Here is a 17,719-nt window from a genome sequence, read left to right as displayed (position 1 = left end):
TATAAAAATTATTTTGCAGAGAGGCTGGCGACTGCATGCTTAAAAGCCTTCCCGCGTTCCTCATAATTCAAAAACATATCAAAACTAGCGCACATCGGAGACAGCAAGACACAATCGCCTTTCCTTGCCTTAACAAAAGCCTTGTTAACAGCCTCATCCAGGGTTAAGGCATCATCTAAAGGCAGAAAACCCTTTAATGCTTTTCTTATCTTTTCTTTAGCCTCTCCGATCAAGATGACTTCTTTTACTTTACCGTTTGACCCCGGCAACATAACTTTATAATCTACGCCTTTATCTTTGCCTCCGGCAATAAGTATTATCGGCTCCTTTATATTCTTTATTGCCCATAAAGCAGAATCAACCGTAGTTGCTTTTGAATCGTTGATAAACTTCACTCCGCTAATTTCCTTAACAAATTCCATACGGTGTTCAATACCCCTGAACTCCTTAAATACAGATTTACAGACATCCCTGTTTATTCCGAACACAGAAGCCACAGCCATGACTGCTTCCTGGTTAGGGTTAAAATCTGCACTTTCAGAAAAAAACATGACTTTTGATTGCGCTTGGACCGAAACCTTATTTAGGACCTCGTCTTTCCCATTTAAAACAAGGTAATCGCTCTTATCCTGATTCTTAAAAATCCTCTTCTTAGCGGTAATATATTCATCCATACTGCTGTATCTGTCAAGGTGGTTAGGAGTAATATTAAGGATAACGGCTACTTTCGGTTTAAATGTATCAATCTTTTCTAGCTGGAAAGAACTGACTTCGACTACGGCAAAATCTCCTTCTTTTATCTTTTTGACCTCCAAAGTAAAAGGAGTACCGATATTCCCGCATACGAATGCTTTTTTTGAATTTGCCTGCAGGACTTTTCCGATTAAAGTAGTAACCGTAGTCTTACCATTTGAGCCAGTAACCGCAATTATAGTACCCGGGCAAAGCCTTGATGCCAATTCAATCTCGCTTATTACGGGGATAGATAATTCCTTGGCCCATTTCAGAGCCGGAGAGCTGTCATCAACTCCCGGAGAAACAACAATAAGATCCCTGCCACGGATAAAATCTATCGTGTGCCTGCCCAGTTCAACTTTTATCTCTTTGGATTTTAGATTCTGGTAATTCTTCCGGAGAACGGCGTTATCAGCGCTATCCGTTACGGAAACTCTGCTTCCCAGCTCCCATAATAGATTCGCACAGGCCAGGCCTGAACGCGCAAAACCGACTATGGTTATTATTTTATCTTTAAAAAAAATTGTATTTACCATAAATTACCTGATCTTAAGGGTAATAATAGTGAATAAAGCCAATAAGGCCGCAATAATCCAAAACCTCACTATTACCTTATTCTCGCTCCAGCCTAAAAATTGAAAATGATGATGTATGGGAGCTATCTTGAATAAACGTTTTTTCCTGATACGGAAAGAACCGACCTGCAGAATAACAGATAATGCCTCCAGTACAAATATGCCACCGACGATTATCAAAAGCAGTTCTTTTTTTATTAAAAGCGCTACAACGCCTATTGCCCCGCCCAAAGCAAGTGAACCGACATCGCCCATAAATATCGAAGCCGGGTAACAGTTAAACCAGAGAAAACCCAGGCCTGCGCCAATAATACTAGCACAAAATATAGTAAGTTCGCCGCTGCCTTTAATATAATCGATCAATAAATAATCGCTTAATCTGACATTGCCGGTAACATAACTCAAGATACTGTAAGCGATGGCCACCATAACCACAATACCAATAGCCAGGCCATCAAGACCGTCAGTAAGGTTGACCGCATTCGAAGAGCCGGCTATTACCAGGATCACAAGGAATATATAAAAAATCCCCAACTCTAGCGAAATGCCCTTTAGAAAAGGGATGTTGATTTTTGTGCTTACATCCGGATCAAAATAAAGGATGGCCCCAAGGATAATCCCAAGCAGAAGCTGGCTGGTTATTTTCGAAGCTGCTGTCAGGCCTTTCGATTTTTTTCTTATATGCTTGAGATAATCATCGATAAAGCCTGTGATCCCGAGCCAGATCATACTGAATAAGGCTATGAGGACATATTTATTAGATATGTCCGCCCATAACAGGGTTGAACTTGTTATGGCCAGTAATATTAATATTCCGCCCATGGTGGGAGTGCCTTGTTTCTTATTGTGTAACTCATATAATTTCTGGCTCTCTTCTTTACGGATATTCTCCCCTATATTGAGGCCGGAGATCTTTTTAATAATAAACGGCCCCAATACCAGGCTGATAATAAAAGCGGTTATCGTAGCCATTACAGAGCGAAAAGTTATATACCTGAAAATATTTAAAAATGATATTGCTTCATGTAAAGGGTAAAGTAATAGATATAGCATTATTAGAAGTCCTTGTTGTTGAAAATATTCTCCATCCCTATCCTCCTGGAGCCTTTTATAAGAACAATGTCCTTCCTACAGGGGTAAATCTTATTAACCAACAGATCCCTGGCTTCAGAAACAGAGCCGCAGGAAAATATCGATTGAGGAACATTTTTTGATGATTTAAAATGTATACCTGCCTGGCCGGATAACTCGCCTACCGTAATCAACACATCACAAATATCCATTGCGTGAATAACTGCCTGCATATGGTATTCTTTACCATTGAGCCCAAGCTCAAGCATATCACCCATTATCACGATTTTCCTTCCGCAAGTCTTGTAGCTCTCCAAGGCCTTCAATGCTGAACTTAAAGACAGCGGGTTAGAATTGTATGTATCATCAATTATATTTGTATTCATCGCCTTGATCAGTTTTAATCTCCCGCCTGGAAAAATAAAATCCTTAAGCCTGCTTGAAATATCCCTGTACCCCAGGCCGAATACCCTGGCAACCGCAGCCGCAGCTAAGGCATTATAAACATTATGCAGCCCTATTGTCCGCAAACTTATTTTGTTCTTTTTATTTATACTGAAATTGATCCTCCCCTTGCAAACCTTGATTGAAGAAGCAACAAAATCACTCTTTTCTTTGATACCAAACCCTATGACAAATGGATTATTGCCGGCATGGCGCAGTTTTTTTCTTAAGATACCATCGTCCGTATTAAGAAGGCAGACATAAGGCTTAGTTAAATTATCAACCAACGCATATTTCTCTCGAAAGACCCCGTCCAGATCAACAAAAGCTTCCAAGTGGGCAGCTCCTATATTTGTTATCAACCCGATATTGGGTTCAGCGATCTTGCTGAGATAGCTTATTTCGCCGAAATTATTGGTGCCCATCTCTAAAACGGCCGCATCATGTTTATTATTAAGTTGTAATAATGTCATTGGCAGGCCGATATGATTGTTTTTTGTCCCTTCATTGCTCAATACTTTATACTTAGAAGATAAAACACAAGAAATCATATCCTTAGTGGTAGTCTTGCCGCTGCTGCCGGTAACAGCTATCACCGGAATACCAAATTTTCTCCTATGGAAATTAGCTAGGCCCGCTAAAGCAGACACGGTATCTTTAACTGATATAAATGTGATATCCTTCTTATTAGTTTTAATTTTAAATCCGTTATGAAGTTTTACTTTACCTTCTTCCATTATGACACATTTAGCGCCTTTATCTACAGCCTGAAAGATAAAATCATGGCCGTCGAAATTAGGCCCTTTTAAACAGAGGAAAATATCCTTGTTTTTCATATCCCGGGAATTAATAGATAAACCTTCAAATGAACGGCTGCTTCCGCGCGACAACAACTTACCGGAAGTCTCCCTCACTATCTCATCGACAGTAAACATTGCTGTATTGCTCCTTTATCGCTGAAATGAAACGCCTTGCCATTAATAATCTGATACTCTTCGTGCCCCTTACCCGCTATGAGCACAATATCATTCTTTAAGGCCATAGATAATGAAGCCTTTATCGCCTCTAGCCGGTCCGGAATAACCGTATAATTTTTCTTAGCTATCCCTGATTTTATATCATTTATTATTTTAGCCGGGGCTTCATCCCGCGGGTTATCGTTTGTGATTATAGCATAATCTGCCAATTCTGTAACTACCCTGCCCATCTTAGGCCTTTTACCTTTATCCCTCTGCCCTCCGCACCCAAACACGACTATTATCCTGGACATTGCAAGCTGTCTCAGTGAACTAATAACATTAACCAGCGCATCCGGAGTATGAGCATAATCAATAAAAATATGAAACCCTTTATCATTGTTAACGCGCTCGAGCCTGCCGGGGACATGCGTAAATGAAGAGATTGCTTTTCTGACCTGATTAATATTTATACCCGCTTTTAACGCCCAGGCAGCAGCAGCAAGTATATTGTACACATTATAAATACCGATTAATTTGGTCTGGAATTTACCGCTTTTTCTCCCATAGCGTAACATGAACTTCGATCCGGAAGAAGTAATATTGATGTCTTTGGCGGATACATCTGCGCCTTCCAACCCGAATGTTACCACATCGCGGTTAACTCTTTTGCTCAATCTCTTTCCGTAATTATCGTCAATGTTTATAACTGCATATGCGCCTTCCGGCAGCTGCATAAACAACTTCAATTTTGCTTTAAAATACCTTTCCATTGTCTTATGGTAGTCTAAATGATCCTGCGTAAGATTCGTAAATATCGCTGAATGAAAATCTATCCCCGATGTCCTTTTTTGGTCTAAGGCATGCGAAGATACTTCCATAACCAGATAATCGACCCGTTTTTTCATCATTTCAAAAAGCAGAGCCTGTATCTCTACCGGTCCGGGAGTAGTGTTAACTGAAGGTATGACTTTACCCCGGAAACGGTAATTTACAGTTCCGATTACGGCAGGCGAGAAACCTGAAAACATAAGTATTCGCTCAAGCAAATAACTGATAGTGGTTTTCCCGTTCGTCCCTGTAATACCGATGACTTTTACATGTGTTGACGGGTAATTATAAAATTTCCTCGAAACAAGCGCAGCTGCCAAACGGCAATCCTTAACTCCCGTGAATAAAACCCCTCCTTTTACCACGGTTTTATTGCTAGATGATTTTTTTATAACTGCCTTTGCGCCGTTATTTACAGCCTGATTTATAAATTTTGCTCCGTCATTATTGCAACCGCTGACGGCTACAAAAACATACCCGTTCTTTATCTTGCGGGAATCGCAAGATACTCCGTTGACGGCAAAATTATACTTATCTTCGATATTGCCGGTATCAGTTATGCCGGATAGTAATTCTTTAATTTTCATGGCTTCTCACTGCGAATCCGAATTAACATTGCTATAGGCCTGATGTAATTTTAGATATTTAAGCACTTCAGCTGCAACATTTTTAAAAACAGGGGCTGAGACCACGCCTCCGAAATAATAAGGCCTCGGTTCATCAAGAACAACGACAATCGCAACCTGCGGGTCATCAACTGGAGCAAAGCCTATAAATGAGGCTACGTATTTACTATGAGAATATGTTCCGTTTGGCTCTATTTTCTGCGCAGTACCCGTCTTACCGGCACAACTTACACCGTTTATTTTTGCAAGCTTTCCCGTGCCCTCTTCTACGGCTCCCTGCAGTATCCTCTTAACCCTGGCGGCAGTATCTGTGGAGATAACTTTATTTATCAGCTTAGGATTAAATTCTTTGATTTTTTCTCCCTGTTTATCAATTATCTCTTTAACGACATATGGCCTCATCAATTGCCCGCCATTGGCTATTACCGAAATTGCCGAAGCCAATTGCAAGGCAGTGACACCCACCTCATGGCCTATAGGCACCGCCCCTATGGATGTCTTTGACCAAAACCGGGGGTCTTTCACCATACCTGAAATTTCTCCCGGCATATCCACCCCAAGTTTAGAACCGAAACCAAATAACTTTTCATATTTATAAACCAAATCAGGGCCCAAAAGCTGGGCCACCTTAACAGTACCTATGTTGCTTGACTGCTCGATAACCTGCTTAAAAGTAAGTACGCCGTGAGGGGTATGATCATGCAAAGTATGATTAGCAACCCGATATTCTCCGTTTTCGCAGAAAAAAGTATCGCTCTCTTTTACTTTGTTCTCTTCCAACGCTGCCGACGCAGTAACGATCTTAAATACAGAACCGGGCTCGAACATATCACAAATAGCCTGATTGCGTACTACATTTTTATCTAAATTGCCGCGTATGTTAAGGTCGTAGGTAGGCCGGTTTGCCAAAGCCAGGATCTCTCCGGTGTGAGGATTCATAACGATTATTGTGGCTGATTTTGCGCGGTATTTATCGAACGCTTTATCCAGCTCGCGTTCGGCAATATACTGAATGACCTCATCTATCGTCAAGACAATATCGTACCCATCTCTGGGTAAAGACATTTCCTGATAAAGGTCGAGTTTTTTTTGACGGGCGTCTCTTAATAATACCGCCCAGCCATCCTCTCCCTTAAGGTAATTATCAAACACCATCTCCAGGCCTTCGAGCCCCTTATTATCTAACCCGGCAAATCCTAGCACATGGCTCATTAAATATTCATTAGGATAAGACCGCCTGCTCTCTTTAATAAACCCTAATCCCTTTAGATTAAGGTTCTTTATCTGTCCGGCCTGAGAATCATTCAGCTTCCTAGCCAGCCATACAAAAGCTTTGTTGCGGTAAATCCTAGATTTTAAATAACTATGCTCCAACCCGAGTATCGGGGATAACCGGTCCACTATCATTTCTTTTTCTTTATTACTGATAATGTTTGGGCTGGCATAAAGCGAATAGGCGGCGATATTAACAGCCTGCAATTTAAGGTTCCTGTCAAATATCCTCCCGCGCCATGGTTCAAGCTCAACAAAGGAATTATATTGTTTATTTGCCAGTTCTGCGAGGAAACTAGACTTAAAGAATTGGATATATAAAAGCCTTAAGAAACAAAAGGATAGGAAGGAGTATAAAAATAAAAATACCGCTTTTGTCCTGCGGTTATGATTCCAGGTATACACGATTGGGCCAGATCTATAAGCTTAATATTTAAAGTCCGATGCAGTATCTATTCGCCCAGGCAGCGAGTTTATGGTCCTAGCTTCAGCCTGCCTCTTTACGCTAAATATTTGGGCAAAAACGTTCTTCTTCGATCCCGCTTGAGGTACTCTAGTATTCTCAATGCTGTTAGAAGAAACTCTTACAAACTTACAAGTATCAGGAATCTGAAAATCAGAAAAGCGAGAAAGTTTTGAATCAATATTAATCAAAGAGACTTCTTTGTTAATATTGTATCTAAGAATAGTGTTCTTATCAAGGAGTTCTTGAAATTTATTCTGATTATTCTGTCCGAGGTAAGCCAGCCTGAATATTTCTGTCTGTTGATAAACATAGACTAATGAAAGTACAGTAATAAAACTTACTACTGTCAAAAACTTTGTCAATCTCATGCTATATCCTTTCTGCGACTCTCAATTTTGCGCTTCTGCTGCGCGGGTTTGACTCAATCTCGGACCATAATGGAGTCGCAGGCTTGGGAGTAATTATTTTTACCAAACCTGTGTGTGCTGCCTTACGAAAAGAATGCTTTGCTATCCTGTCTTCCAGTGAATGGAAAGAAATCACACAGATCCTTGATTTTTTCGTTAAAATGCCGATGGCCTGGTTTATTGCTGTTTCTAGTGCCTCTAATTCTCTATTCACAGCAATTCTTATAGCCTGAAAAGTCCTGGTGGCAGGATGTATCTTCCTGTATCCCCGCCTGTACCTGTAAGGTATAGCCCTATCAACCATATCAGCTAATTGCGCCGTAGTTGATATCGGCGACTTTTGCCTTTGTTCAACCAATACGCGGGCTATCCTTCTGTGCCATCGCTCTTGGCCAAAATTCCACAATAAATGCGATATCTCATCTTCATGAAGATTATTGACTAAATCATAAGCTGATATATAGCTGTCTCTGTCAAGACGCATGTCTAGAGGCCCGTCCTGCTGAAAAGTAAACCCGCGCTCGGCATTATCCAGCTGAAAAGAAGATATGCCCAAGTCAAACAGAATACCATCGATCTTTTTTATACCCTCATGGTTCAAAATTTTTTCTAAATCAGAAAAATTACCATGTATAAAAACGGTGGAATTGGAGAATCTTAAAAGCCGTTTTCTGGCTACTTCCAGGGATTCTTTATCCCTGTCAATACACACCAATTTCCCCGCCGGTAATATTTTCTCAATTATCTGTTCGCTGTGCCCGGCGGTTCCTACAGTAGCATCTACAATAGTTTTCCCGGGTGCCAGGCTTAAGCCATCCAGCACTTCTTTTGACATAACCGGGTTATGAAAGTTTTTGCTCATATCGCAACCTTCTATCCTGTCAACACCGGACATTACCAAAACTCCGCTGCCTGCAGAATGTGCATCATCTGCACAGCATGTCTGGCAGCAACAAGATGTTGACCCCTCCTGAAAGAGATTATTTATTTTTTCTTCCACTTTCGATTTTTTAGAATACTCAAATATTTTTATGGATTATTATCCAGTAATTTTTCCGCAATCTCCTCAAAAGAAGTTTTTGAGTTACTGTAAAATTCCTGCCATTTATCCTTGGACCATATTTCGATACGGTTAGAGACACCGACTATAATAACGTCCCTTTTTATCTCTGCGTAGTCCTTCAGATATTGAGGCAACAAAATCCTTCCCTGTTTATCAGCCAGAACTTCTATAGCACCAGAAAAATAAAGCCTGTTAAAAGTACGGGCCTGCTGCTTGGTAAAAGGTATTGCTCTAAATTTTGCTTCCTGCGACTTCCATTCTTCTTCTGAAAGCATAAAAAGGCATTTATCCAAACCTCTGGTTACAAAAAATCTCTCTATAAAATTTGCCTTAGCAACGTCCCTGAATTTGGCAGGCAGTATTAATCTCCCCTTGCGATCGATTGTGTGGATATATTCTCCGTAAAACATAAGCGAGCGTTAACCTACGTAATATAATGTTTTTCTTAACGTAAGCTAAACTCCCCCTTTCTTCTTAGATTAATACCTAAAATCAAGCGAATAAACAGATAAAAGCGAATAATTAGATATCGCAATTTGTATCACCGACATGGCACAAATTGCTTCTAATCCACTTTACTCCACTTTACTCCACTTTGAAACGAGTATAGATAAAATTAGCCACTTTGTCAAGACATAATTTTATTTAACTGTTTATATTACAATGGGTAGTATGAAAGGGTTGGATTATTGCTATATTTTGTGGTATTTTTTGTGGCGGGATAGTATGGCCTTGGTAGTTTTTATATCTTTTACGATCTGCTCTCTTAAGCTGAGTATATTTCTAAATTTTCTGTCCTCCCTTATCTTCTTAATAAACTCAATTTCCAGCGATTTATTGTAAAGGTCTTTATTAATGCCGAATATATGTACTTCCACAAAATCTTTTGCTGATTGCCGTTTCAGAATTGACTGTTTCTTACCGATATAGCATACTCCATCAAACTCCTTGCCCCCGTAAAATACCCTGACCGCATAAATCCCCGGAGGAGGAATGATTTCATGCTCGGGAGATATGTTGGCAGTGGGAAAACCGATATTTCGGCCGATGGCCCTGCCTTTTATCACTTTCCCATGGACAGAGACCGGCCTAAGAAGCAGCTTTTCTGCCTGAGACAACAACCCTTTCCTTATAAGCCTCCTTATATATGTACTGCTTATTATTTTACCGCCGGCTTTAATTACCTTGAGGCCAACAACATTAATGCCCATTTTTTTTGCCAAACCGATTAAAGTGTTAAAATCTCCGCTGGCATTCTTGCCGAACTTAAAATTTCTGCCGACATAAAGATAAGATGCGTTTAATCTATCGATAATTATACGGGAAATAAATTCGCTTGGCGAAAGGCTTGAGATCTTACTGTTAAAAGAAAGGACTATACAAACTTCGACTCCCAGGCTTCCTATAAGCTTTAATTTATGGTCAAACGAAGAAAGCGTATCCTGGTAATGAGGATCCGGCCAAAATGTCAACACAACGCTCGTTCCGTTTATATGGCGTGCCTTCTTGACTGCTTCGGCGATTATCTTTCTATGCCCGAGGTGAAGCCCGTCAAATACACCCAGAGCAACTACAGTGTTTTTATATAATTTCAATCTGCCCAGTCCCCTGATAATCTTCATTTTATTTCGGATTTTATCTTGCCTATTACTTTATGTATAACTTCATCTATGCCACCTTCAATAGTGCAGCCACTTGCAGTTTTATGCCCCCCGCCGCCAAAGAATGCAGCGATCTTGTTGACATCGACCCTGCCTTGCGACCTGAAATTCACGCGTACCTCCTTATTGTCTCCCAGGTTTTCCTTAAATAAAACTACAACATCGACGTTTTTTATGCTCCTGCCGAAGTTTAAGAGATGCTCGCTTAGGTCTATGGCCAACTTCCCCGGAGTTATCTTCTTGGTGATTTTAAACCAGACGATTCTACCGTTAACCCCTCTTTTTATAGCCGGTAATACCGAGAGTAAAAACTTTATATCTTCAAAGGGAATATCTTCATATACTTTCCTGTAAATGCCGTTTATATCTAAATTGAATTTTGTTAATTCAGCTGCGGCCATAAAGGTAGCCGGTGTAGTATTTACATACTTAAATGAACCGGTATCGGTCATTATCCCTGTATACAGCTGCAATGCCGAGCTCTTATCAAAAGGCACCCTCATTTCTTTATAAAGTCCGTATACCATCTCACTGCAAGATGAGGCTTTAGGATCGACCCAATTGACATCCCCGAACGCTTCATTGCTTATATGGTGGTCAATATTTACTACCGTGTCAGAATTTATGCGGATATTGCTGACCTCTCCGCAACGGTTCATGCCGGAGCAATCTAATGTGACAAAACAATCAAAGCGCAATCCGGCTAAGCTTTTCTTATATTTTGCTATTTTCTCTATATCCGGCAGAAAGCTATAAGAATAAGGCACAGGGTCGGCGTTAACCATCAGCGCTTCCTTGCCTATTTTTCTGAGCAGCCTGAAAAAAGCCAACTCGGAACCTAAGGCATCGCCCTCAAGGTTCCTATGGCTTGTAATTATGAACTTTTTATTTTTTCTTATGCTTTCTACTACTTGTCTTAATATTTTCTTTTTCATATATTTCATCCAAAACTTTCTGTATGCGTACGCTATATTCCGAAGACCTGTCTTCTTTGAACATAATGGTAGGAACGAATCTTAAATTTATACGCTCGCCAATCAGTTTCCTTATAAATCCCGATGCCGAATCTAATGCAACCTTAGTGTCTTTATGTTCCTTATCCTGCCCCAAAACACTATAAAATATCTTGGTGTCGCGCAGGTCTTTAGTTATCTCTACCCTGGTTATAGTAACGAAGCCTAATCTAGGGTCTTTAAGCTCATCGTGAATAATCGAGCTTACCTCTTTTTGAATAGCTTTTTCAACGCGGTCTTGCCTGGACATCATACCCCCCTTTTACGTTAATATTAATGGCCGTACACAAGTTGCTGTTGCAAAACTAACAAGCCGGGCTATAAGCCTAACCTAAGATATTTTCTGATCAACCCTAGTTCCTGCTCCCTGGTCCTTATCTTACCGTTTATTTTTGCGGCAAGGACCCTTGAAAATATCTTTTGATACAACGGGCTGGGAGAAAGCCCGAGTTTATGTAAATCATGCCCTGAGACATAAAGACGCATGCCATTATAAATGTCAAAAAAATCCCGTATTTTACTTTTGACTTTTGCATTAGCAGTCTTCGCCCTGAAGGCGATTATCGTTTCGTAACTAAGGGGCTCCAGCAGCCTGAATATCATCAGCGGGGATATCCTGTCTTTAGAGAGGGCTCTTTCGACTTTTACGAATAAAGATTTATAGCTGAATATCCTTTTGTCTTCGCCTTTTTTTAAAACCATCCTGTCTGTCACCTCTTTGGCCTGTTTTAAATTCAAAGGATCAACTACTGCCATAAAATAAATCAACCAGGAATCAAGAATCCTCCTATCGGGGTATAGCTTGTTATACCAAGATACTTCTTTTTGCATGGAGGAAATTAATTGATAATCTTTCTTCTTAAGTTCCAATTTATTATGAATAGACCTGAATCCAACCAATTTATCCATGCGCCTTAACTGTTTTAAGCAATTCTCTTCTTTAAGCATCAGGATTATTTCGTCTCTGAGCCTTTGAGGCTGGGTCGCTTCCAACATCTTTAACTTAACGGCATCCCTGAGAAGTATTCTTGTTTCTGGTTCTATGCTAAATCCGAACCTCTGCTCAAATCTGATTGCCCTTAATATCCTTGTCGGATCGTCAATAAAACTTACCTTGTGCAGCACCCGCACCTTCTTATCGCGTAAGTCCTTTTGGCCTCCGTAATAATCAATCAGTTTCCCGAATTCTCCCTGGCTTATACATATGGCCATAGAATTAATAGTAAAATCTCTTCTGAAAAGATCTTCTTTTAAATTCCCACGCCTTACTACCGGCAAAGAAGCCGGATAAGGGTAACTTTCGGACCTGGCGGTTGTAATATCAACTTTAAAACCGGAACCAGGGACAATAATCGTAGCTGTGCCGAACCTTTTATGAAAAACAGCTTTGGCTTTAAGCCTGGCGGCAAACTCTTCCGCCAGAGAAATACCGTCTCTTTCTGCTACGATGTCAAGGTCAAGATTTATCCTGCCCAATAACAAATCACGCACAAAACCGCCTACAAGATAAATACTAATACCCCTGGATGCGGCTATCGCGCTAAAGGCAGAAATAATTTGTTTTTTTTCTTCCGGTAATTTATCAAGATGTCTCTTCATATTTTGTCCTATGGCCTGGGGTGATACATTTTATGGATCATTTTAATCCTGTCTTTATTTACGTGCGTATATATCTGCGTTGTTGAAATATTGGAATGCCCAAGCATCTCCTGCACTGAGCGTAAATCTGCCCCGTGTTCAAGCAGATGGGTAGCGAATGAATGCCTTAACATATGCGGCTTAATCTGCTTTTTTATCCTGGCGTCTTTGGCATACTTTTTTATCATTTTCCATAATGACTGCCGTGATATCCTGCTCCCTGAACGGCTAAGGAATATAAAATCGCAAGTCCTGCCCTTAAGCATCTTTGGCCGCCCCACCTCTAAATATCTTTTCAAACTTACTATGGCTTTTGAACCTAAAGGCACAATTCTCTCTTTATTGCCTTTTCCAATGCAACGCAGGAAGCCTACTTCAAAGTTTATGTCTCCGGACTTCAGGTTAGATGCCTCGGAAACACGCATGCCTGTAGCATAAAGGACTTCCAATATCGCGCGGTCTCTTATACCTTGTGTTGTCCTGAGATTAGGCTGGCTGATAATAGACTCCACTTCATTAACGCTCAAAGTCTCGGGTATTCTTTTCCACAGTTTGGGCGAATCAATAAGGACAGTCGGGTCGGCTTTAGTAATCCTCTCCCTTACGAGAAACCTGTGAAACATCCTTATCGCAGCAAGCCTCCTGGCTATAGAAGTCGGCGAGATCCCCCTGCCTCGCTGATGAAGCATAAAATTCACAATGTCATTCTTAGATGCCTTAGATAAAACAGTGATATTGTTCTTTTCCAGAAATCTTATATAATTTTCTAAATCTTCCCTATAAGAGACTATCGTGTTCCGTGACAGACCCCTCTCGACAGATAGATAATTCAAGAATACGTCAATCAGTTCTTTCATAGAGTGTCCAGATCAAGATGCATTTTTTCATGCCCGATTGTCGAACTTGGCCCGTGCCCTGGGAAAATAGCGATATTATCCGGCAAGCTGAAAATTCTTTTCTTTATGCTTTCAATGAGTGATTCAGGGTTTGAGCCTGCAATATCCGTCCTGCCGATACCGCAATTAAATAAAGTGTCACCGGTAAATAATATTTTTTTCGCTGCCGGCTCCCTTACTAAAAGACACACGCCTCCCATAGTATGGCCAGGGGTATGTATTACTTCTAACTTTATCCCTTCGACCCCTATGATCTGCCCGTCTCTTAATGCATTTGCTTCATCGTTAACAGCAACATGAGAAGATACTAATGAAGAAAGGTTCTTTTCAGGGCTACCCAGAAGAGGCAAATCCAGCTTATGGACATAGATAGGGACATTAAAATCGCTATCACAGCCTATATGATCAAAATGACCATGAGTATTAATGACTAAAGACGGTTTTAGCGAATGCTTAATCAGGGCATTCTTGATCTTATCAGCATCGCTGCCGGGATCAATAATTATAGCCTCGCTTCCTTTACCCTTTGCCAGGAGGTAGCAGTTGGTTTGGTACGGACCAACAACAACTCTTTCCAGAATCATTTTAAGTATATTTTTATCTTGCTGAATGTAAATTCTTTTAATACGTTCATCCTAATCTGCTCTGCCTGGAACCTGCTCCTTGCAGCCCTGTCCCCGTATGTGTCAGCCTCAATTTCTGCAAGTAAATCTTTGCTCTGCCCTATATATTTATCCAGCTTAATCTGGGCCTGCTCGATCAGCATAGTTCTTGCATATTCCAGGTTCTTAATCGCTTCATTTGCCGCCATTATCTGCCTCTTCCTGTTAGGGCTCCTGTCATTGAGAGAATCTATCAATTCTTCCTGCCATGATTTCCAGAAGATAAAATTCTGCCGGTATCCGTCCTCCTTGCTGACCTGCTCGGGAGAATATACCTGCGGTTCCAGGACCATTTTTTCTTGAGCACTTTTTTCTTTCTTAGGCTTACGGCTGAACTTACGGATAAAAGCTTCACAACCTAGCGAATAAAGAGCAAAATACACAACGATAAATAAATATGCTGTTTTTTTCATTTCAAAAACCTTTCGAATTCCTGTTCATTTAATATCCTGATATTCATTTTCCTGGCATTATTATATTTAGAACCGGGGTTATCTCCGGCGACAACAAAATCAGTAGCCTTACTTACGCTGGAAATCGGATACCCGCCGTTTTGGCGCACCAATTCCTCAGCTTCCTGTCTGGAAAAATTCTTCAACTCTCCGGTAAACACTACCCTTTTACCGGTAAGCGGGGTATTCTTTGTCTTTTTAGCTTCTTCCTTAAGGTTTAAACCCAGCGAAGAAAATTCTTCTATTAATTTCTTTGCCTGGGGCTGAGCAAAATAATCTACTATCGATTCTGCCATAATCGGGCCAACCTCATGGATACCCTGCAAGGTAGGCATATCTGCTGCTGCTAGCTTGTTTATGCTGCCAAATTTACTGGCTAAAACATATGCGGCCTTCTCTCCTACATGGCGGATACCCAAACCATATATGAGCCTCGATAACGGCCTGTGCCTGCTGGCATCAATAGCAGAAAGCAGGTTGTTAATCTTTTTTTCCTTAAACAATTCTAATGCTGACAGGTCCTTGCCCTTTAATCTATATATGTCGGAAAAACTGCCGACTAATTTCAATCCGATCAACTGGGAAACAACCGCTTCTCCCATACCTTCAATATCCATTGCCTGACGAGAAGCAAAATGCAGTATAGACCTCTGAAGTTGCTCGCCGCAATTAGGGTTGATGCATCGGTAAGCAACATCCTCTTCTTTTTCCTTAATCACCTTTCCGGAACAGACAGGGCATTCTTTGGGTATCCGCACCGCTGACTTACCGCGCCTTTCAATAACCTTGATTATTTTAGGGATAACTTCTCCTGCCCTTTCAATCAATACCCGGTCATGTTCCCGTATCCCCAAACGTTCGATTTCATCAAAATTATGCAAGGTAGCATGTTTTATTATTACACCGCCGCATTCTACAGGCTTAAGCTCCGCTACCGGAGTTATAACTCCGGTCCTGCCAACCTGGAAAACTATCTTCATGACTTCCGTAGTGGCCTGGCGAGCTGGAAACTTATATGCTATTGCCCAACGCGGGCTCTTCAAAGTAAAGCCTAATTTATGCTGCTGCTCAAGGTTATCCACCTTTATAACCGCACCATCAATCTCATATGCAAGGCCTTCTCTTTTTCCCTGCCATAGCTTGCAATACTCTATCACATCTTCGATAGTATGGCATAATTTTACATGCTCATTGACTCTTATGCCCCAATATTTTAATTTTTGTAAGAATTCAAAATGTCCGCTGAGCTTAACCCCGCTATAGGCACCTAAAGAATGTGCATAAAAAAGCAATCTCCTTTTTGCTACTTCTTCCGAATCCAGTAATTTTAAGGAACCACTGGCTGCATTACGCGGATTTGCAAAAATAGGCTCTCCTGCAGCTTCTCTCTGCCTGTTAAGATTAGATAAACTCTGTTTCTCCATATAAACCTCTCCCCGCACCTCGATAAACTCAGGAAGATTATCCCCGCTTAAAGTAAGAGGGATAGAACGTACTCTTTTTATATTTTCAGTTATGTCTTCTCCGGTCTGGCCGTCTCCTCTAGTCGCCGCTGAAATCAGCTTGCCATTACGGTAAGTAAGGTTGGCGCTGACACCATCAATCTTTAGCTCCGCAACATAACTTATTTTCCCGTCAGGCAGATTCTTCAGGACCCTGTCTTTCCATGAATATATCTCATCAAAAGAATAGGTATTATCCAGAGAATACATCTTCTCCACATGGCGGATACTTCTAAATCCCTTTAAGATCCCGCCGCTTAAACGTACGGTGGGAGAATCTTCCGTCTTATATTGCGGATATTTATCTTCAAGGGCCTGCAGCTCTTTTAATAAAACATCATATTCCTTGTCGGAAATTTTTGGATCACTTAAGACATAATAAAGGCGGTCATGAAATCTTATATCTCTTTTTAATCTCTCGATCTTATTTTTGACATTCTCAGACACTCTATCTTCCAATCTCGAGCCTCTGTGCAAGAAATTCAGGCAACCCGGCATCGGTTATTTTTCTTTTTGTTTGCAGAAAATCGTAATCAATCCTTCTTATCTCGAGTTTTCTTTTCTGAGTATCATATATGCAATAGGCTGCCCTACGGTCGCCATCGCGCGGTTGACCCGTGCTCCCGACGTTAACGATATAAGAACAATCGTCCTCTATACTCAAGATATCCTCTTTCCGCGATTCCAGATAATCATCTGGTTTTCTTATGTATATTTCAGGTACATGGGTATGACCGACAAAGCAAATATGGTTATCCATCGCCTCAAAGCTATCCCAGGCGGTATATCCGCCGGACATATAGTTGAATTCCTGGGGGCGATCGAGAGTGCCATGGACCATAGTAAAATCATCATCCGAATAAATAAGGTCCAAAGACTGCAGATAATCGATATTGTCGCTATTAAGTCTGGTGCGTGTCCAGATAACGGCTTCTTTAGCTAAAGGGTTAAAATTATCCAATGCGAACAATCCTACACTTGCCCAGTCATGATTACCCGCAACGCAAACTACATTCTTAGAACGGATTAATTCTATGCACTCATTTGGGTTAGCAGCATAACCGACGATATCGCCAATACAGAAATACCTGTCGATAGCCTCATGCTTATAGGAATCAAGCACTGAATCAAGCGCCTCTAAATTTGAATGGATATCAGAGAAAATCCCGTATCGCATCAGAATCTCACTCTAAAATCCTGGAACAAAGAAACTCCCTGTTGCCAATTCTCCTCAGTATTGTTGATGTATTGTAAAAAATAGCTTTTGATCTGGCTAAGAAATTCTTTTAAAATCCCGCTATCGCCTTCAGCCCAAAGTTCTACTCTACCATCCCCTAAATTCCTGACCCAGCCATAAACTCCCAGTTGATTAGCAATACGCTCAACCGTAAAACGGAATCCTATCCCCTGAACCCTGCCTTCATAAAACACATGCACCTGGTTTGGCAT

General features: G+C 40.9%; 18 protein-coding genes. All 18 read right to left on the bottom strand.

Going from position 1 to position 17,719, the window contains the following annotated elements; all coding sequences use genetic code 11:
• Positions 1-8: 8 nt before the first annotated feature.
• The 18 genes from murD to C4533_02030 all read right to left on the bottom strand — a co-directional run bounded on the left by murD (position 9) and on the right by C4533_02030 (position 17,719).
• Positions 9-1,271 carry a UDP-N-acetylmuramoyl-L-alanine--D-glutamate ligase gene (murD, locus tag C4533_02115; GenBank protein RJP29805.1) on the bottom strand — a complete coding sequence of 421 codons (1,263 nt, stop codon included), beginning with the start codon at positions 1,269-1,271 and terminating at the stop codon, positions 9-11.
• Positions 1,272-1,274: 3 nt separating this feature from the next.
• Positions 1,275-2,363: a phospho-N-acetylmuramoyl-pentapeptide-transferase gene (locus C4533_02110; protein ID RJP29804.1), complete on the bottom strand. Its 1,089-nt coding sequence runs from the start codon at positions 2,361-2,363 to the stop codon at positions 1,275-1,277.
• 2 nt (positions 2,364-2,365) lie between these two features.
• A complete protein-coding gene (locus C4533_02105; GenBank protein ID RJP29803.1) occupies positions 2,366-3,760 on the bottom strand; it encodes a UDP-N-acetylmuramoyl-tripeptide--D-alanyl-D-alanine ligase in 1,395 nt (464 codons plus the stop codon).
• On the bottom strand, positions 3,739-5,199 hold the full coding sequence (locus C4533_02100) for a UDP-N-acetylmuramoyl-L-alanyl-D-glutamate--2,6-diaminopimelate ligase (GenBank protein RJP29802.1): 1,461 nt from the start codon (positions 5,197-5,199) through the stop codon (positions 3,739-3,741). The genes C4533_02105 and C4533_02100 overlap by 22 nt, the downstream gene beginning before the upstream one ends.
• Positions 5,200-5,205: 6 nt before the next feature.
• Positions 5,206-6,915: a hypothetical protein gene (locus C4533_02095; protein ID RJP29801.1), complete on the bottom strand. Its 1,710-nt coding sequence runs from the start codon at positions 6,913-6,915 to the stop codon at positions 5,206-5,208.
• A gap of 21 nt (positions 6,916-6,936) precedes the next feature.
• Entirely contained in the window at positions 6,937-7,344 is a 408-nt protein-coding gene (locus C4533_02090) for a hypothetical protein (protein ID RJP29800.1), read from the bottom strand.
• Position 7,345: 1 nt separating this feature from the next.
• Positions 7,346-8,245: a 16S rRNA (cytosine(1402)-N(4))-methyltransferase RsmH gene (gene rsmH / locus C4533_02085; GenBank protein ID RJP29854.1), complete on the bottom strand. Its 900-nt coding sequence runs from the start codon at positions 8,243-8,245 to the stop codon at positions 7,346-7,348.
• A gap of 167 nt (positions 8,246-8,412) precedes the next feature.
• On the bottom strand, positions 8,413-8,856 hold the full coding sequence (gene mraZ / locus C4533_02080) for a transcriptional regulator MraZ (protein ID RJP29799.1): 444 nt from the start codon (positions 8,854-8,856) through the stop codon (positions 8,413-8,415).
• Positions 8,857-9,138: 282 nt separating this feature from the next.
• Positions 9,139-10,068, bottom strand: a complete 930-nt coding sequence (locus C4533_02075; protein RJP29798.1) for a bifunctional riboflavin kinase/FAD synthetase — start codon at positions 10,066-10,068, stop codon at positions 9,139-9,141.
• On the bottom strand, positions 10,065-11,051 hold the full coding sequence (locus C4533_02070; protein RJP29797.1) for a bifunctional oligoribonuclease/PAP phosphatase NrnA: 987 nt from the start codon (positions 11,049-11,051) through the stop codon (positions 10,065-10,067). The genes C4533_02075 and C4533_02070 overlap by 4 nt, the downstream gene beginning before the upstream one ends.
• The gene (rbfA, locus tag C4533_02065; protein RJP29796.1) at positions 10,993-11,370 is read right to left on the bottom strand and encodes a 30S ribosome-binding factor RbfA; all 378 of its coding nucleotides are present in this window, start codon (positions 11,368-11,370) and stop codon (positions 10,993-10,995) included. Before rbfA ends, C4533_02070 begins: the two co-directional genes overlap by 59 nt.
• A gap of 68 nt (positions 11,371-11,438) precedes the next feature.
• Complete coding sequence (locus tag C4533_02060; GenBank protein ID RJP29795.1) at positions 11,439-12,719, bottom strand: CCA tRNA nucleotidyltransferase; 1,281 nt, start codon at positions 12,717-12,719, stop codon at positions 11,439-11,441.
• An 8-nt stretch (positions 12,720-12,727) separates the two neighbouring features.
• Complete coding sequence (xerD, locus tag C4533_02055) at positions 12,728-13,615, bottom strand: site-specific tyrosine recombinase XerD (protein RJP29794.1); 888 nt, start codon at positions 13,613-13,615, stop codon at positions 12,728-12,730.
• Positions 13,612-14,238, bottom strand: a complete 627-nt coding sequence (locus tag C4533_02050) for an MBL fold metallo-hydrolase (GenBank protein ID RJP29793.1) — start codon at positions 14,236-14,238, stop codon at positions 13,612-13,614. Before C4533_02050 ends, xerD begins: the two co-directional genes overlap by 4 nt.
• Entirely contained in the window at positions 14,235-14,729 is a 495-nt protein-coding gene (locus C4533_02045; GenBank protein ID RJP29792.1) for a hypothetical protein, read from the bottom strand. Before C4533_02045 ends, C4533_02050 begins: the two co-directional genes overlap by 4 nt.
• Positions 14,726-16,768 (bottom strand): NAD-dependent DNA ligase LigA, encoded by a 2,043-nt coding sequence (gene ligA / locus C4533_02040; protein ID RJP29791.1) that lies wholly within the window; start codon positions 16,766-16,768, stop codon positions 14,726-14,728. The genes C4533_02045 and ligA overlap by 4 nt, the downstream gene beginning before the upstream one ends.
• A complete protein-coding gene (locus C4533_02035; protein ID RJP29790.1) occupies positions 16,719-17,447 on the bottom strand; it encodes a metallophosphoesterase in 729 nt (242 codons plus the stop codon). The genes ligA and C4533_02035 overlap by 50 nt, the downstream gene beginning before the upstream one ends.
• Positions 17,447-17,719 (bottom strand): acylphosphatase, encoded by a 273-nt coding sequence (locus tag C4533_02030; GenBank protein RJP29789.1) that lies wholly within the window; start codon positions 17,717-17,719, stop codon positions 17,447-17,449. The genes C4533_02035 and C4533_02030 overlap by 1 nt, the downstream gene beginning before the upstream one ends.

The sequence above is a fragment of the Candidatus Omnitrophota bacterium genome, from assembly GCA_003598025.1.
GTDB lineage: Bacteria > Omnitrophota > Gorgyraeia > Gygaellales > Profunditerraquicolaceae > Profunditerraquicola.
The sequence above is the reverse complement of the archived record's forward strand: the minus strand, read 5'-3'. Positions and strand labels throughout refer to the sequence as shown.

Bases quoted from the DNA above. Each gene is read 5' to 3' on its own strand.
- ligA (RJP29791.1), bottom strand. From the start codon at position 16,768: ATGCCGGGTTGCCTGAATTTCTTGCACAGAGGCTCGAGATTGGAAGAT.
- C4533_02090 (RJP29800.1), bottom strand. From the start codon at position 7,344: ATGAGATTGACAAAGTTTTTGACAGTAGTAAGTTTTATTACTGTACTT.
- C4533_02100 (RJP29802.1), bottom strand. From the start codon at position 5,199: ATGAAAATTAAAGAATTACTATCCGGCATAACTGATACCGGCAATATC.
- C4533_02070 (RJP29797.1), bottom strand. From the start codon at position 11,051: ATGAAATATATGAAAAAGAAAATATTAAGACAAGTAGTAGAAAGCATA.
- mraZ (RJP29799.1), bottom strand. From the start codon at position 8,856: ATGTTTTACGGAGAATATATCCACACAATCGATCGCAAGGGGAGATTA.
- C4533_02050 (RJP29793.1), bottom strand. From the start codon at position 14,238: ATGATTCTGGAAAGAGTTGTTGTTGGTCCGTACCAAACCAACTGCTAC.
- rbfA (RJP29796.1), bottom strand. From the start codon at position 11,370: ATGTCCAGGCAAGACCGCGTTGAAAAAGCTATTCAAAAAGAGGTAAGC.
- C4533_02075 (RJP29798.1), bottom strand. From the start codon at position 10,068: ATGAAGATTATCAGGGGACTGGGCAGATTGAAATTATATAAAAACACT.
- C4533_02030 (RJP29789.1), bottom strand. From the start codon at position 17,719: ATGCCAAACCAGGTGCATGTGTTTTATGAAGGCAGGGTTCAGGGGATA.
- rsmH (RJP29854.1), bottom strand. From the start codon at position 8,245: ATGAGCAAAAACTTTCATAACCCGGTTATGTCAAAAGAAGTGCTGGAT.
- C4533_02060 (RJP29795.1), bottom strand. From the start codon at position 12,719: ATGAAGAGACATCTTGATAAATTACCGGAAGAAAAAAAACAAATTATT.
- C4533_02105 (RJP29803.1), bottom strand. From the start codon at position 3,760: ATGTTTACTGTCGATGAGATAGTGAGGGAGACTTCCGGTAAGTTGTTG.
- C4533_02110 (RJP29804.1), bottom strand. From the start codon at position 2,363: ATGCTATATCTATTACTTTACCCTTTACATGAAGCAATATCATTTTTA.
- xerD (RJP29794.1), bottom strand. From the start codon at position 13,615: ATGAAAGAACTGATTGACGTATTCTTGAATTATCTATCTGTCGAGAGG.
- C4533_02045 (RJP29792.1), bottom strand. From the start codon at position 14,729: ATGAAAAAAACAGCATATTTATTTATCGTTGTGTATTTTGCTCTTTAT.
- C4533_02035 (RJP29790.1), bottom strand. From the start codon at position 17,447: ATGCGATACGGGATTTTCTCTGATATCCATTCAAATTTAGAGGCGCTT.
- murD (RJP29805.1), bottom strand. From the start codon at position 1,271: ATGGTAAATACAATTTTTTTTAAAGATAAAATAATAACCATAGTCGGT.